The organism is Streptomyces sp. NPDC054872, from assembly GCF_053610705.1.
Genome location: NZ_JBSGYY010000011.1, coordinates 194950 through 209495 on the forward strand (window position 1 = coordinate 194950; position 14546 = coordinate 209495).

A 14546-nucleotide genomic window follows, 5' to 3' on the forward strand; every position below is an offset into this window, starting at 1 on the left:
CCCGGTGGCCTCCCTGAGCTACGACCTGACGCTGGCCGGGCTCGCGGTCGGCAGCGCGGCGGCCCTCACCGGCATCGGCCTGATCGTCACGTACCGCGCGACCGGTGTCCTCAACTTCGCGCACGGCGCGATCGCCATGATCTGCGCGTACGTCCTGCGCCAGCTGACGGTGGAGTGGAACTGGCCCCTGCCGGCGGCCACCGCGGTCACCCTCCTCCTGGTCGCTCCGGCCATCGGCCTGCTCCTGGAGAAGGCGGTCTTCCGCCCCCTGTCCGTCCTGGGCGGCGACCCGGCCCAGACCCTGGTGGCCTCCATCGGCGTCTTCATCCTGCTGGTCGGGGGCGCCGCACTGATCTGGGGCCCGGGAGCGAGAGCGGACGCGCCCGCCCTCGTGTCGGCGGACCCCTGGGCGCAGTTGGCGGTGACGGCCGCCCTCGCCGCGACCGTCTGGGCGGTCACCCGCTGGACACGCTTCGGCGGCCGGCTGCGGGCCGTGGTCGACAACCGTCCCCTCGCCGTCCTCAGCGGCATCGACGCGGACCGGGTGGCGTCGGCGGGCTGGGCGTTCGGCGCCTTCACGGCGGGACTCACCGGCGTACTGCTCGCCCCTTTCGTACGCCTGGACCCCTACGGCATGCCGCTCCTCGTGATGGAAGTGGTGGCGGTGGCGGTGGCGGCCCGTATGCGGAGCCTGTTCGTCGCGATCGCCGTGGCCCTCGGACTCGGCGTGGCGCAGAGCCAGTTGACCCGCCTGCATCCGTCCGGCTGGGCGGAACCCCTGCTCCAGGCGCTGGGCGCGAACCTCTTCGTGGTGGCCCTGCTGGTCGCGGCCCTCGTGCTGCCGGGCATCGGCTCGCACAGCACACTCCCCCGCACGGCGACGGCGCGCTTCCCGACGCCGCCGGGCGCGTGGATCGTGGCGGCGGTCCTCTTCCTCATCCCCCTGGGCTTCGCGGGCTCGGACCTCACGACCTCGGTGCAGGTCCCGGCCCTTGCCGTCGTCCTCCTCTCCCTGGTGGTCGTCACCGGCCGGGGCGGCCAGATCTCCCTGGGCCAGGCGGCGTACGCGGGTCTGGGCGCCCTCTTCACCGCGCTCCTGGCGGCGGGTCGCTTCCCCGGCCTGCCCGAACTTCCCCACCTGCCCGCCCTGGCCGTGGCCGTCCTCCTGGTGGCTCCCCTAGGCCTCCTCACCGGCTGGCCCGCGATCAGCCGCCGCGGCCTCGCGCTCGCCCTGGCGACGTTCGCGGTCGGCGTCGGCGTCAGCCGCTTCGTCTTCGCCCAGCCGTACGCGACGGCGGGCCTCGCCCTCGACCGCCCTGCGGGTTTCGACGGCGACCGCGCGTACTACGTCCTCGAACTGCTCCTGCTGGCCGCGGCGTTGCTCTTCGCGGCCGGTATGCGCCGGGGCCGCATGGGGCGCGCGCTCGCGGCGATGCGGGATCACGAGGCGGGGGCGTCGGCCGCGGGGGTTCCGGTACGCAGCCTGAAGCTCACGGCGTTCGTGGCCGGCGCGGGCCTTGCGGCCCTGGGGGGCGGGATGCTGGGCATGGGCCTGCGGGCCTTCGACCCCGCCGCGTACGACCCCGTGCGCGGGCTCCTCTGGTTCGCTGCGGTGGTGGTCCTGGGCGCCGACAGCCTGTTGGGCGCGTTGGTGGCGGCGGCGCTTCTGGTGGGCCTGGACGCGGGCACGCAGGGCGGGGTGGCCGCCGCCCTGATCGGCGTCCTCGCGGTCCTGACGGGCCGTTTCCCCGGCGGCCCCTACGAAGCGCTGCGAACCGCCACCGCGAGCCTGGACCGGCGCCCGTCCCTGACCCCCCTGGCACAACGGACCCACACCGCCCTCACCCCCCACGGGCCCCCCACCCCATCACTTCGCGACACGCCGACGACCGACGAGAGCACCGACGGCATCCGGGGAGGCGGCACTGGACCGCCGACGCTGGTCCGGCCTGGGGGGAGGGCTCGGCCCGAGGGGGCGATCCGGTCCGGGGGGATGGCTCGACCCGAGGGGACGACTCGGCCCGAGGGGGCGATCCGGCCCAAGGGGACGGCTCAGCCCGAGGGGGCGGCTCAGCCCGAGAAAACGAGCCAGCCCGAGGACACGACCCGACCCAAGGAGACGGCCCGACCCAAGGAGACAGCCCAGCCCAAGGACACGACCCGACCCAAGGAGACGGCCCAGCCCAAGGGGACGAGCCGGCCCGAGGGGACGAGCCAGCCCGAGGGGACGACCCGGCCCGAGGAGACAGCCCAGCCCGAGCAGACGCCCCGCCCCAAAGGGACGACCCAGCCCGAGAAGACGCCCCGACCCAAAGGGACGACCCGCCCCAAGGAGACGGCTCGGGCCGAGGAGACGAGCCGACCCGAGGACACGGCCCAGCCCAAGGGAACGCCCCGACCCGAGAAGACGCCCCTGTATGTGCGCCCGGAGCGCAGCTCGCCGCACTCCAGCGCCGGAGCAACCCCGCAGCCGCCGGACGACCGCGAGGGCGGGCCTACCGGGACGGTCCCTTCGCCGAGCGGCCCTGTCCGCACGGGGCCGCCCCCGCAGCACCCCCTCACGGCCCACGGCATCACGGCCGCCTACGACGGCTTCATCGCCCTCGACCGCGTGGACCTCACCGTGCCCCCCGGCCGCATCACCGCCGTGGTGGGGCCCAACGGCGCAGGCAAGAGCACCCTCTTCCACTGCCTCGCGGGCACCCTCCGCCCCGCCACGGGCCGCATCACCTTCGCGGGCCGGGACATCACCCGTACACCCGCCCACGCCCGCACCCGCCTGGGCCTGGCCCGCACGTTCCAGCAGCTGGCGGTGTTCCCGTCCCTGACCATCACGGAGAACGTGCAAGTAGGGGCGGACCAGACGAGGTCCACGTACCCCCGAACGGCCTCCCCCGCCACCGACCAAGCCCTGCGCCTCCTCTCCCTCCACCACCCCGCGACCCGCCATCACCCCGCCGCGGACCTCCCCACCGGCACCCTCAGACGGGTGGAGCTGGCCCGAGCCCTGGCGGGCCGCCCCCACACCCTCCTCCTCGACGAACCGGCAGCAGGCCTGGACACCGCCGAGGTGGCAGCGCTGGCCCGCGTCCTGCGCGCCCTGGCCGCCGACGGCATGGCCCTCCTGGTGGTGGAACACGACATCGACCTCATCGCGGACCTGGCCGACACCGTCCACGTCATGGCGGCGGGCCGCATCGTCGCCTCAGGCCCTCCGACCGAAGTCCTCCGCGGGGCGACCCCATGAGAACCGGCATCGAACTGCACGCGGCCCGGGTCCGCTACGGCCCCCTCGAAGCACTGCACGGCGTGACCCTCGCCGCCCCCGCCCCCGGCCTCACCGTCCTCCTGGGCCGCAACGGCTCGGGCCGCACCACGGTGCTGCGCGCCCTGGCAGGTACGGCGCGCCTCACCGCCGGGGCCGTCACATGGGACGGAGCGGACGTCACCCGGCTCACCGCACACGAACGCGCGACGCGGGGCCTGTGCTTCGTACCGGACGGGCCGGCCGTGTTCAGCCACCTCACGGTCTCCGAGAACCTCGGTCTCGCAGGCCCCCAGGCCGCCCCCGACCTCACCCCGGCCCTGGACGCGTACCCCGAACTACGCCCTCTCCTCTCCCGCCGCGCGGGCACCCTCTCCGGCGGCGAGCAACGCATGCTGGCGCTCTCCCGCGCCCTCCTGACGACCGACGCCCGGGTGATCCTCATCGACGAACCCACCCAGGGGATGTCCTCCTCCGTCGCCTCGCGTACGTACGACCTCCTGCTGGGCCTGAGCGCGCACGCCTGCGTACTGACCGCTGAACAACGCCTGCCGCCCGGCCTGCGCGGGAACGCGGGCCGGACGGCAGTGGTGGTGCACGAACTACGCCGTGGCGAGGTCGTGTTCAGCGGCGAGGCAACGGAACTCAGCCGACGGAGGCGGTCTTGACGGGCTCAGCACTCGCGGCAGGCTCGGCAGCCCCGCCGGGCTCAGCGGCCTTCGAGGGCTTGGGGGTCGCTGAAGGCTTGGGGGTCGCTGCGGGCTTGGGGGTCTTCGCGGGCCTGGAGGTTTCCGACGGCTTGGAGGGCTCCGACGGCTTGGGGGCCTCCGCAGACTCCGAAGGCTTGGCCGCCTCTGACGGCTTCGCGGGCTCGGCCGTCCCCCCGGGCTTCGCAGTGCCTCCGGGCTTCGTCGGCTTGGCCGGCTTCTCCGGCTTGGCCGGCTTCGTGGCCTCGGGCTTCGCCGGGGACTTCCCCGGAATGACCAGCCTGGTGCCGACGCCCAGCCTGTCAGGCCGGCTTCCCACGGCCTTGCGGTTGGCTTGATACAGAGCTTGCCAGCCGCCCCGCACCTTGTGCTTCCGCGCGATGGAGCTCAGCGTCTCCCCCGCCTTCACGACGTGCACGACGACGTAGCCGTCCCGGATCTCCTTGGGGATCTTCTTGGAGCAGACGGGCCAGGCGTTCCACCCCTGGTTGCGCAGCACGGCCTCGGCGACCTTGATCTGCTCCTTCTTGGTGGCGAGATCGGCACGCGGCGCGTACTTGAGCCCGCCGTGCTCCTCCCAGGTGGACTGCCGGAACTGCAGCCCTCCGTAGAAGCCGTTTCCGGTGTTCACATGCCACCGGCCGGTGCTCTCGCAGTGCGCGAGGCAGTTCCAGGGGCCCCCGGTCCGGGAGCAGTCGAGCGCCTCGGCGGTACCGGCGCCTGACAGGGGCGCGGGCCGGGCCGGAGCGGGGTGCGCGGTCGCGGACGCGGGCAGCAGCAGCGAGGTGACAGCGGCGATGACCAGACCAGCGGGCCACAGCGACCTAAGACTCTTGATCGGCATCGGATGCATCCGCCCAAGCTAGGCAGCGCCACCGCGGCGAGGAGCCGTGCCGCGCCGCCACCGGGCGTGGCCCCACCCGGTCGGACGACCAGGTGGGGCCACGCCTCGGAGGGACGGAACTCAGAGGTCGAGCCGCTGCCCGGGCAGGATCACGTTCGGATTCCCGCCGATGACCGCCTTGTTGGCGGAGTACACCTTCTGCCAGCCGACGCCGTGCGCGGCCGCGATCCGGCTGAGGGTGTCCCCCTGCCGAACGGTGTAGTCACCTCGCCCGGATCCCCGGTCGGCATGACTCGGCGTACGGTTCTGCGGCTTCGCGGGCCGCTGCTCGGCCGCCTTGGGTGCCTTGGGTGCCTTGGGGGCCTGCGGGGCCTTGGCCGCCTTGGGGGCCGCCGGAGCGGCTGCCGCCCCCGGCGCGCCGCCGGACGCGCCCGCCCGCGCCGAGCAGCTTGGCCAAGCGCCCCACCCCTGGGCCCGCTGGACCTTCGTGGCGACAGCGATCTGCTGCGCCTTGGACGCCTTGTCGGCGGTCGCCGCGTAGGCACCTCCGCCGTACGCCCGCCAGGTGGACGCGGAGAACTGCAGTCCTCCGTAGTAGCCGTTCCCGGTGTTGATGCTCCAGTTTCCGCCGCTCTCGCACTGCGCGATGCGATCCCACACTCCGCTGTCCGCCGCTCCGGCCTGGCCGGTGGCGGTGAGCAGTCCCAGCGGGGCGAGCAGAGCCGCTCCGCCGATCACTGCTGTCCTGCGAACGCACTTGGGACGTGCGGACATGAATATCCCTCTCGAAGGACCCGGGGTCCCCCAGGTGACCCGGACCTCCGCGCGCGTCTGGCGCCGGAGGCCCGCTCACCCCGTCCGCCGGAGTTCGGCACGTTCGTGCCGTGGTGCTTGAGCTGGCTGCCTGGTGCGGCCGGCGGACGTACCCGAGCGGTGCTCGCTGCACACGGCGGTGGAATCTAGGTGCCTCCTCGCCCCGATATCAACCAACTCCTTGTCATTCCAGGCCAGTTGGCCGTTACCGGGAGTATCAGCCAATTCAAGCCAGCCATTTAATTCACTGATTTCATGATTTGTCGACCTGTCCACATGGTGATCTGTGACCCAGCTCACCGACGTAACTTGCCTGTACGCGGCAGATGTTGTCGCGGAGTGACAGATTCCGTCGGGCAACTCACCCTCCGCTGCGGATGGTTCGATTCCGTTCGCCTTCGCGCGTGACTTGCGCCACTGATCGCCCGTTGTCTCCTTATGAGCCGGGCACCCCCGGTCCGCACGCAACGATTCCGAGGAGCCCCCCGTGCCGCGCATGCTCGACGTCGGCGACGACGTACGCGCCGAGATCGGCGACGAAGAAGCAGACCGGCTGCTCGCCGGAGAGAACGCCCCGGGCAGTTACGACTGCACGTCCTGCCGGACCCCGGGCGACACGGAGCAGGAACGCACGAGCACCGTCCTGTTCATCGGCGACGAGACCGCCGTGCTCGCCTTCGCGCACGCCACCTGCCTGCCCTCCCAGATCGTCCAGGTCTCCGAGGAGCAGTTGCAGGGTGCCGTGCGCTCGATCACCGGCGAGGAGGGCACCGGCCTCGCCGGTGTCGCGGGACCCGCTCCCGCCGAAGGAGTGCCCGACCAGGCGGTCCTCGGCGTGACCAGCGGTCTCGTTCTCATCGAGGGCGAGCTGTGGCCCGCCCTCGTCGTCGAGCCGACCGGCGCCATCGCCCGCCCGGGGTCCGCCCCCGGCGGTGGCGACGACTTCCTGCAGCTCCTGATCGAGCAGGGATTCACGCCGGCGGCCTCGCTCGACGGCGTACCTCCCGTGCTGCACGGCTGGTCGGTGCTGCTCGCCGCGGGCCAGCTGCACGCGGTGCTCCAGCCCGCCGCCGGCGGCGGCTCCCCCGTCGCCTGGTGGCAGGCCCACCACCCGCTGCAGGTCACCGAGGCGTGGCGATCCGCGGCGAACAAGCTGCAGTCGGTGCTCCTGTTCGCGGCGCCGGTCGGCTCCATCGGCCGCCAGCCCCGCGAGGACCTGCTGCGCGGCGCCCTGGACAAGGCGGCGACGCACGGGCGTCTGGTCGCGGCCGCGATGCCGCTCGCGGGCACCTGAGCCCGTGCGGGCCGCGCCGCCGTCACGCCCCGGGTCCCGGCTGCGCCGGTCATGCCCCCGGCGCCCCGTGAAAGCGGCGCGGCCCCCGCATCCGTACGAGCACGGGGTCGTTGGCACATACGTGCACACATACGACCCCTCCCGTCCCCGGCCCGCGTACCAGACCCCCATCCCGTCCATGCGCTCGGCGCAGGACCCGGGGGGCGACCACTCGGCCACACCGATCTACGACGCGCTCTACTCGGAGTACCGCAGGTCGTTCAAGGCCCTTCCGGGAGACCGGACCGGCGAGGAGGACCTGGGCTTCACGTCGTTCGGCGGCTCGCCGTACGGCATGCACCGCGTCGGTGACCGGCATGACCCCCGGAACAACACCTTCAGCCAGCTGCACGTCTCCCGTTACGGCCACGAGCAGCACGGCACGGTGCACCAGCAGTTCCCCGCTGCGCTGCCGCCGGGGCCGCGCAGGGGGCTCTGAGCCACCACCGCACCACCCGCACCACGTGCAAGGGGCCGGGCCCCGCCTTCTCTGCGAAGGCGGGGCCCGGCCCCTTGGTCCATCCGTGCCTACTTCTTGCGGCCGCGCTTCTCGCGCACGCGCACCGAGATGTGGATCGGCGTGCCCTCGAAGCCGAACTCCTCACGGAGCCTGCGCTCCACGAAGCGGCGGTAGCCGTGCTCGATGAAGCCGGACGAGAACAGCACGAACCGCGGCGGCTTCGTGCCCGCCTGCGTGCCGAAGAGGATGCGGGGCTGCTTGCCGCCGCGGATCGGGTGCGGGTGGGAGGCCACGAGCTCACCGAGGAAGGCGTTGAGGCGGCCCGTCGGGACGCGCGTCTCCCAGCCCGCGAGAGCCGCCTCGATCGCCGGAACGAGCTTCTCCATGTGGCGGCCGGTCTCGGCGGAGACGTTCACCCGGGGGGCCCACGCGACCTGGAGGAGCTCGGTCTCGATCTCCCGCTCCAGGTAGTAGCGGCGCTCCTCGTCGAGGGTGTCCCACTTGTTGTACGCGACGACGATGGCGCGGCCCGCCTCGACGGCCATCGTGACGATGCGCTGGTCCTGGACGCTGATCGACTCGCTGGCGTCGATCAGGATGACCGCGACCTCCGCCTTCTCGACGGCGGCGGCCGTGCGCAGCGATGCGTAGTAGTCGGCACCCTGCTGGAGGTGGACGCGCTTGCGGATGCCCGCGGTGTCCACGAACTTCCAGACGACGCCGCCGAGTTCGATGAGCTCGTCGACCGGGTCACGGGTGGTGCCCGCGATCTCGTTGACGACCACGCGGTTCTCGTTCGCCACCTTGTTGAGCAGCGACGACTTGCCGACGTTCGGACGGCCGATGAGCGCGATGCGCCGCGGGCCGCCGATGCCGCCGCCGAAGGACTGCTCGGGCGCCTCGGGCAGGGCTTCCAGGACGGCGTCCAGCATGTCGCCGGTGCCGCGGCCGTGCAACGCGGAGACGGGGTACGGCTCGCCGAGGCCGAGCGCCCACAGAGCGGTGGCGTCGGCCTCGCCGGAGGGGCCGTCGACCTTGTTGGCGCACAGGACGACGGGCTTGCCGGACTTGCGCAGGAGGCGCACGACGGCTTCGTCCGTGTCGGTGGCGCCGGTGGTGGCGTCCACGACGAAGACGACCGCGTCGGCCGCCTCGATCGCGTACTCCGCCTGGGCGGCCACGGACGCGTCGATGCCGAGGACGTCCTGCTCCCAGCCGCCGGTGTCGACGAGCTTGAAGCGGCGGCCCGCCCACTCCGCCTCGTACGTCACGCGGTCGCGGGTCACGCCGGGGCGGTCCTCGACGACGGCCTCGCGGCGGCCGATGATGCGGTTGACGAGAGTCGACTTGCCGACGTTCGGGCGGCCGATCACCGCGAGGGCGGGCAGCGGGCCGTGGCCCGCGTCGCCGATCGCGCCTTCGACGTCCTCGGGGTCGAAGCCCTCTTCCGCGGCGAGCTCCATGAACTCCGCGTACTCGGCATCGCCAAGCGCCCCGTGCTCGTGTTCAGGCGAGCCTTCGGGCTGGATCTGGTCGTTCATGAAGTCCGTACCTCTGTCGTATTCGTGATCGGTGGCCCGCCTCGCGACGGTCCACTACTGAAAGTCTCGCTCAGCGCCCGGTCAGGCGCCTGGCGTCCGCCAGGTGCGCGGTGAGGCGCTCCTGGATGCGCACGGTCGCCTCGTCCAGCGCCTTGCGCGTACGCCGTCCGCTGTCGTCGCCCGCTTCGAAGGGGTCGCCGAAGACGACGTCGACCCTGCTGCGCAGCGGGGGCAGCCCCTTCAACAACCGTCCGCGCTTCTCCGTGCTTCCCAGGACGGCGACCGGGACGATCGGCGCCCCGCTCCGTACGGCGAAGTACGCGAGGCCGGCGCGCAGCGAGGCGAAGTCGCCCTCGCCCCGGGTGCCCTCGGGGAAGATCCCGAGGACGCCGCCGCCGTCCAGCACGCCGAGGGCCCGGGTGATCGCCGTGCGGTCGGCGATCTCACGGTCCACCTTCACCTGCCCGATGCCGCTCAGGAAGCGGTCCAGGGGGCCTATGAAGGCTTCCTTCTTGATGAGGAAGTGCGTCGGCCTGGGTGCCGTACCCATCACCATCGGGCCGTCGACGTTGTGGGAGTGGTTGACGGCCAGGATCACCGGGCCGGTCACGGGAACCTTCCAGGCGCCGAGGACGCGGGGCTTCCACAGGCCGTACATGAGGCCGACGCCGATGCGGCGGCCGACCTCCGCACCCCGTTCCGACGGCGCCGCGGTCACTTCCCCGCCCGCTTCTCCTCGACGAGGGTGACGACGCACTCGATGACCTGCTGCAGCGTGAGCTCGGTGGTGTCCACCTCGACGGCGTCGCCCGCCTTGGCCAGCGGGGACGTCTTGCGGCTGGAGTCGGCCGCGTCCCGCTTGATGAGCGCCTCTCGCGTCGCGGCGACGTCGGCGCCCTTGAGCTCGCCGCTGCGGCGGGCGGCGCGGGCCTCCGGCGAGGCCGTGAGGAAGATCTTCAGGTCGGCGTCGGGCAGGACGGTCGTACCGATGTCACGCCCCTCGACGACGATGCCCTTCTCGGCGGAGGCGGCGATGGTGCGCTGCAGCTCCGTGATGCGGGTACGCACCTCGGGGACGGCGCTGACGGCGCTGACCTTCGAGGTGACCTCGGTGGTGCGGATCGGCCCCGCGACGTCCGTGCCGTCGACCGTGATGGTCGGGGCGAGCGGGTCGGTGCCGGAGATGATCTCGGGCTTGCCCGCGACCGCGGCGATGGCGGTCGGGTCCGTCAGCTCGATGCCGTTGTGCACCATCCACCACGTGATCGCGCGGTACTGGGCACCGGTGTCCAGGTAGCTGAGGCCCAGCTGGGCGGCGACGGCCTTGGAGGTGCTCGACTTGCCCGTGCCGGAGGGCCCGTCGATGGCGACGATCACTGATGCCGGGGCGGTTTCCACGGTTTCCACGGGGTGCGGGCACCTTTCTGTGTGCACGGGGCTGGAGCGGGGCGGCGTTCCTTGCCCCGGACAAGGTTACTGGCTTCCGCCACTGCCTCTTACTGCCCGGTGGGCTGCTCCTGTCCCGCCCGCTCCGCGGCGGGTCCTTTCCCGCCCACCGGCCCGAAGCCCTGCGGCAGGCTACTGGCGGATCGACCAGCCTCGCTCGCGCAGGCCTGCCGTCAGGGTCGGGACCGCCTTCGGTTCCACCAGGAGCTGTACGAGCCCCGCCTGCTGGCCCGTCGCGTGCTCGATGCGGACGTCCTCGATGTTCACCCCGGCCCGCTCGGCGTCGGCGAAGATCCTCGCCAGCTGCCCCGGCTGGTCGTCGATGAGCACCGCGACGACCTCGTACGCGGTCGGTGCCGCCCCGTGCTTGCCGGGCACCCGGATCTGTCCCGCGTTTCCGCGCCGCAGGACGCTCTCGACGCCCGCGGCGCCCTCGCGCCGCTTCGCGTCGTCCGCCGACTGCAGCGCACGCAGCGCGGTCACCGTCTCGTCGAGATCGGTGGCGACGGCGGACAGCAGATCGGCGACGGGCCCCGGGTTGGCCGACAGGATGTCGATCCACATCCGCGGGTCCGACGCGGCGATGCGCGTGACGTCACGGATGCCCTGGCCGCACAGGCGTACCGCTGTCTCCTCGGCGTTCTCCAGACGGGCGGCGACCATGCTGGAGACCAGGTGCGGCATGTGCGAGACGAGCGCGACCGCCCGGTCGTGCGCGTCGGCGTCCATGACGACCGGCACGGCACGGCAGAGGGCGACGAGCTCCAGGGCGAGGTTGAGTACCTCGGTGTCGGTGTCGCGGGTCGGCGTGAGGACCCAGGGCCGCCCCTCGAAGAGGTCCGCGGTGCCGGCGAGCGGGCCACTGCGCTCACGGCCCGACATGGGGTGCGTGCCGATGTACGGGGTGAGGTCGATGCCGAGCGCTTCCAGCTCACGGCGCGGGCCGCCCTTGACGCTCGCCACGTCGAGGTAGCCGCGGGCCGCGTCGCGCCGCATGACGTCGGCCAGCGTGGCCGCGACGTGCGCGGGCGGCACGGCGACGACGCACAGGTCGACCCGTCCCTCGGGGGCTTCGTCGGTCCCGGCGCCGAGCGCGGCCGCCGTGCGGGCCTGACCGGGGTCGTGGTCGGCGAGGTGCACGGTCACGCCGCGCGACGCCAGGGCCAGGGCGGCGGAGGTGCCGATCAGGCCGGTGCCGATGACGAGGGCGGTTCTCACTGGGCGATGTCCTTGCGCAGGGTGGCCGCGGCACCGAGGTAGACGTGCGTGATCTCGGCGCGGGGCTTGGGGGACTCTATGTGCGCGAGGACGCGGACGACCCGTGGCATGGCGCCGTCGATCTGCAGCTCCTGCGCGCAGATCAGCGGGACGTCCACGATGCCGAGCTTGCGCGCGGCCGCCGCGGGGAAGTCGCTGTGCAGATCGGGTGTCGCGGTGAACCAGATGCTGATCAGGTCGTCCTGGGTCAGCGCGTTCCGCTCGAGGATGGCGGTGAGCAGCTCGCTGACCTGCTCGTCCATGTGGTCGGCCGCGTCCCGCTCCAGTTGGACGGCGCCCCGGACCGCTCGTACCGCCACTGTGCTGCTCCTCGCTCGCGTGTCATGACTGCTGTGCGGACCAAGGGTAGTCAGCGCCCGGAGGACGAGTGCGCGGCGCCCGTCTGCCGAGACGGGCGCCGCGTTCCTGACCGGGTGGGCTCAGAGCTTCTGCTCCCTGATGATGTCCTCGAGCGAGCCCGTTGGTACCTGTCCGTCCGGGGTCATCTTGTCGACGGCCTCGGGCAGCTGCCGCGCGATCTGGTCGGCGGCCTCGTCGCGGCTGACGCCCGCGTCGCCGGCCACCTGGTCCAGGGTCTCGTCGGGGACGGCCTGCTTGACCTGGTCCGGGCTCAGCGGCTGGTTGTCGCCCGTGCCGACCCAGGAGTCCAGTTGCTCCTGGTTGACCAGGCCCGACTTCGTGATCATGTCCATCAGACTGCCGAGCGGGTTGCTGCCGCCGGATCCGCCCTGACCGCCGGCCGCGCCGCCGCCGCCGAGGAGGCCGCCGATCAGCGAGCCGAGGACGTTGCCGCCTCCGGAGCCACCGGCTGCGCCGCCTTGGCCGCCGCCGAGGAGACCGCCGAGAAGGCTTCCCAGATCGTTACCCGCCATGGTCGCGCCTTTCGAGTGAGTGGCCGGGTCGGCGCCTCGAAGGGCGCGGACCTCAGACCATGCCAATGTCACCCGAATCGCCCCCTGTCGCCACTTGGCCCGATTGGTGGACGTTCAACTATGGACGCCGGGGGCCCGGTCCGCTTGCATGGAGGGGCCGGCAAGGCCCACGCCTCGGGGGAGGCCGCATGAAGCGCTCAGGTCCGCTCTACACGCTTCTCGGGGGGCTGCTGCTCGCCCTGTTCATGCTGTCGCTCAACGCGACGACCGGGACGGGCAATTCGTCGTACGGAGGGGACTCGCCCGGCAGCGCGGCATCCCCCGCGCCCACTCCCGCGAAGCCCACCAAGAGCACGCCCGCGCCCACCAGGGGTCCGTCGAAGAGTCCCGCTCAGAAGCCGGAGGGCAAGTCCGAGTACGCGGGCCGCACGGCCGACGACGCCGCCGCGATCTCCCTCTCGATCCGTGACGACAAGGCCATCGCGTACTACTGCAACGGCCGCGACGTGGAGTCCTGGCTGAAGGGCGAGGTCGAGGACGACGGCTCCATGCGCCTCACCGGCAAGAAGGGCGCGAAGCTGGAGGGCACGCTCGCCGGCAACGCGGTCACCGGCGAGGTCGAGATCGGCGAACAGCCACGGGACTTCACCGCCGCCAGGGCGAAGAAGCCGTCCGGTCTGTACCGCGCGACCACCGAGGTGCGCGGCGCCGAGATCGACGGCGGCTGGATCGTCCTGCCCGACGGGCGGCAGGTCGGCATCGTCAAGCGTGACGGCAAGCCGCAGCCGGCCCCGCGCCTCGACCCGGAGACCGGCGTCGTCATCGTCGACGGCGACCGTCTCACCGCCCGTCCCGTCGAGCCCTGAGAAGCCTTCACAAGCCCTGCCCCCCGCTCCGCCCCGACCAGGGAGCCGCCATGAGCGTCGATCCGAACGCCGCGACCCAGGGCGGCTTCGGCCCGCCCCCGGGCGCGGGTGACCACCGCCGTCCGCATCCGGCGCGCTATCTCGTCCCCGCTCTGGTCGCCGGGGCGGTGGCAGTCGGCCTCGGGGTGTACGGCAAGTCGCACGACCCCGCGGGCACCGCCTTCAACCTGTCCGGGTTCAGCAGCACCAGCGCGGTCAAGGCCTGGCTGGGCACCACGGCGTTCGCCTTCGCGCTGGTCCAGATCGTCTCGGCGCTCATGGTGTACGGGCGCCTGCCGGGGCCGTCCTGGTCGTCGGTGCTGCACCGCTGGTCGGGCCGGATCGCGTTCCTGGTGTCGGTCCCCGTGGCCGTCCACTGCCTCTACGCCCTCGGCTACCAGACGTACTCGTCCCGGGTGATGTGGCACTCGCTGCTCGGCTGCTTCTTCTTCGGGGCGTTCAGCGCCAAGATGCTGCTGCTGCGTTCGGAGAAGCTGCCGGGCTGGCTGCTTCCGGTGATGGGCGGTCTGGTGTTCGTGGTCCTCACGGTGGTCTGGTGGACGTCGGCCCTGTGGTTCTTCCGTACGTTCGGGGTGACGACATGAGCGACACACCGCCGTCACGGCGCACCGTCCTCGCCGCGGGCGGCCTGGTCGCGCTGACCGCCGGCTGCAGCAAGTACGGCGACGAGGGCGCGGAGCCGGAGCCACCGAAGTCGGAGGCCACCTCTGCCGGGCCCTCGAAATCCGGCGGGAAGGACGAACCCCCGCCCAAGGCGGAGGAGTTGGCCAAGACCTCCGACATCCCGGTCGGCGGCGGCAAGGTCCTCAAGGACAAGAAGATCGTCGTGACCCAGCCCGAGGAGGGTGATTTCAAGGCCTTCTCCGCGGTCTGCACGCACTCGGGCTGCACGGTCAGCGAGGTCGCGGACGGCACCATCAACTGCGCCTGTCACGGCAGCAAGTACCGCGTGGCGGACGCCTCGGTGGCGGGCGGTCCCGCACCACGCCCGCTCGCCCCGCAGAAGATCAACGTCACCGGAAAATCGATCACCCTCGGCTAGGGCCCCGCCGTACGCTCAC

The 14546-nt window shown here is 72.4% G+C and carries 15 protein-coding genes; 7 read left to right on the forward strand and 8 right to left on the reverse strand.

The annotated features are described in order from the left end of the window. The first annotated feature begins 4 nt into the window (after nucleotides 1–4). Together ACWGIH_RS16155 and ACWGIH_RS16160 are read left to right on the forward strand one after the other, a co-directional pair. Nucleotides 5–3247 carry an ABC transporter permease subunit gene (locus ACWGIH_RS16155; RefSeq protein ID WP_453445200.1) on the forward strand — a complete coding sequence of 1081 codons (3243 nt, stop codon included), beginning with the start codon at nucleotides 5–7 and terminating at the stop codon, nucleotides 3245–3247. After that, on the forward strand, nucleotides 3244–3933 hold the full coding sequence (locus ACWGIH_RS16160) for an ATP-binding cassette domain-containing protein (protein WP_453445202.1): 690 nt from the start codon (nucleotides 3244–3246) through the stop codon (nucleotides 3931–3933). Before ACWGIH_RS16155 ends, ACWGIH_RS16160 begins: the two co-directional genes overlap by 4 nt. Here ACWGIH_RS16160 and ACWGIH_RS16165 read toward each other — a convergent pair. Next, nucleotides 3911–4825: a transglycosylase family protein gene (locus tag ACWGIH_RS16165; RefSeq protein ID WP_453445204.1), complete on the reverse strand. Its 915-nt coding sequence runs from the start codon at nucleotides 4823–4825 to the stop codon at nucleotides 3911–3913. The genes ACWGIH_RS16160 and ACWGIH_RS16165 overlap by 23 nt on opposite strands. Nucleotides 4826–4936: 111 nt before the next feature. Beyond that, nucleotides 4937–5590, reverse strand: coding sequence for a LysM peptidoglycan-binding domain-containing protein (locus ACWGIH_RS16170; protein ID WP_453445206.1), 654 nt, complete (start codon nucleotides 5588–5590; stop codon nucleotides 4937–4939). A gap of 526 nt (nucleotides 5591–6116) precedes the next feature. Between ACWGIH_RS16170 and ACWGIH_RS16175 the strand changes: the two genes are divergently transcribed. Both ACWGIH_RS16175 and ACWGIH_RS16180 read left to right on the forward strand, forming a co-directional pair. Continuing rightward, on the forward strand, nucleotides 6117–6923 hold the full coding sequence (locus ACWGIH_RS16175; RefSeq protein WP_453445208.1) for a hypothetical protein: 807 nt from the start codon (nucleotides 6117–6119) through the stop codon (nucleotides 6921–6923). A gap of 178 nt (nucleotides 6924–7101) precedes the next feature. After that, on the forward strand, nucleotides 7102–7401 hold the full coding sequence (locus ACWGIH_RS16180; RefSeq protein ID WP_453445210.1) for a hypothetical protein: 300 nt from the start codon (nucleotides 7102–7104) through the stop codon (nucleotides 7399–7401). Between the two features lie 89 nt (nucleotides 7402–7490). On the opposite strand, the gene der is transcribed toward ACWGIH_RS16180, so the two are convergent. The 6 genes from der to ACWGIH_RS16210 form a co-directional block, all read right to left on the reverse strand. Continuing rightward, nucleotides 7491–8963, reverse strand: a complete 1473-nt coding sequence (gene der / locus ACWGIH_RS16185; protein WP_453451845.1) for a ribosome biogenesis GTPase Der — start codon at nucleotides 8961–8963, stop codon at nucleotides 7491–7493. 70 nt (nucleotides 8964–9033) lie between these two features. Then, nucleotides 9034–9720 carry a lysophospholipid acyltransferase family protein gene (locus ACWGIH_RS16190; protein ID WP_453451846.1) on the reverse strand — a complete coding sequence of 229 codons (687 nt, stop codon included), beginning with the start codon at nucleotides 9718–9720 and terminating at the stop codon, nucleotides 9034–9036. Next, nucleotides 9678–10361, reverse strand: coding sequence for a (d)CMP kinase (gene cmk, locus ACWGIH_RS16195; RefSeq protein ID WP_453451879.1), 684 nt, complete (start codon nucleotides 10359–10361; stop codon nucleotides 9678–9680). Before cmk ends, ACWGIH_RS16190 begins: the two co-directional genes overlap by 43 nt. Nucleotides 10362–10541: 180 nt before the next feature. Continuing rightward, nucleotides 10542–11627, reverse strand: coding sequence for a prephenate dehydrogenase (locus ACWGIH_RS16200; RefSeq protein WP_453451847.1), 1086 nt, complete (start codon nucleotides 11625–11627; stop codon nucleotides 10542–10544). Then, nucleotides 11624–11986, reverse strand: coding sequence for a chorismate mutase (gene aroH / locus ACWGIH_RS16205; RefSeq protein WP_453451848.1), 363 nt, complete (start codon nucleotides 11984–11986; stop codon nucleotides 11624–11626). Before aroH ends, ACWGIH_RS16200 begins: the two co-directional genes overlap by 4 nt. A 120-nt stretch (nucleotides 11987–12106) precedes the next feature. Continuing rightward, a complete protein-coding gene (locus tag ACWGIH_RS16210) occupies nucleotides 12107–12559 on the reverse strand; it encodes a YidB family protein (RefSeq protein ID WP_453451849.1) in 453 nt (150 codons plus the stop codon). Between the two features lie 188 nt (nucleotides 12560–12747). On the opposite strand from ACWGIH_RS16210, the gene ACWGIH_RS16215 reads away from it, so the two are divergent. Genes ACWGIH_RS16215 through ACWGIH_RS16225 form a run of 3 tightly spaced genes read left to right on the forward strand, consistent with a single transcriptional unit; the run spans nucleotide 12748 to nucleotide 14527 of the window. Then, the gene (locus ACWGIH_RS16215; protein ID WP_453451850.1) at nucleotides 12748–13425 is read left to right on the forward strand and encodes a hypothetical protein; all 678 of its coding nucleotides are present in this window, start codon (nucleotides 12748–12750) and stop codon (nucleotides 13423–13425) included. Between the two features lie 50 nt (nucleotides 13426–13475). Then, a complete protein-coding gene (locus ACWGIH_RS16220; RefSeq protein WP_453451851.1) occupies nucleotides 13476–14069 on the forward strand; it encodes a DUF6529 family protein in 594 nt (197 codons plus the stop codon). Beyond that, nucleotides 14066–14527, forward strand: coding sequence for a Rieske (2Fe-2S) protein (locus ACWGIH_RS16225; RefSeq protein ID WP_453451852.1), 462 nt, complete (start codon nucleotides 14066–14068; stop codon nucleotides 14525–14527). Before ACWGIH_RS16220 ends, ACWGIH_RS16225 begins: the two co-directional genes overlap by 4 nt. Nucleotides 14528–14546 lie beyond the last annotated feature (19 nt).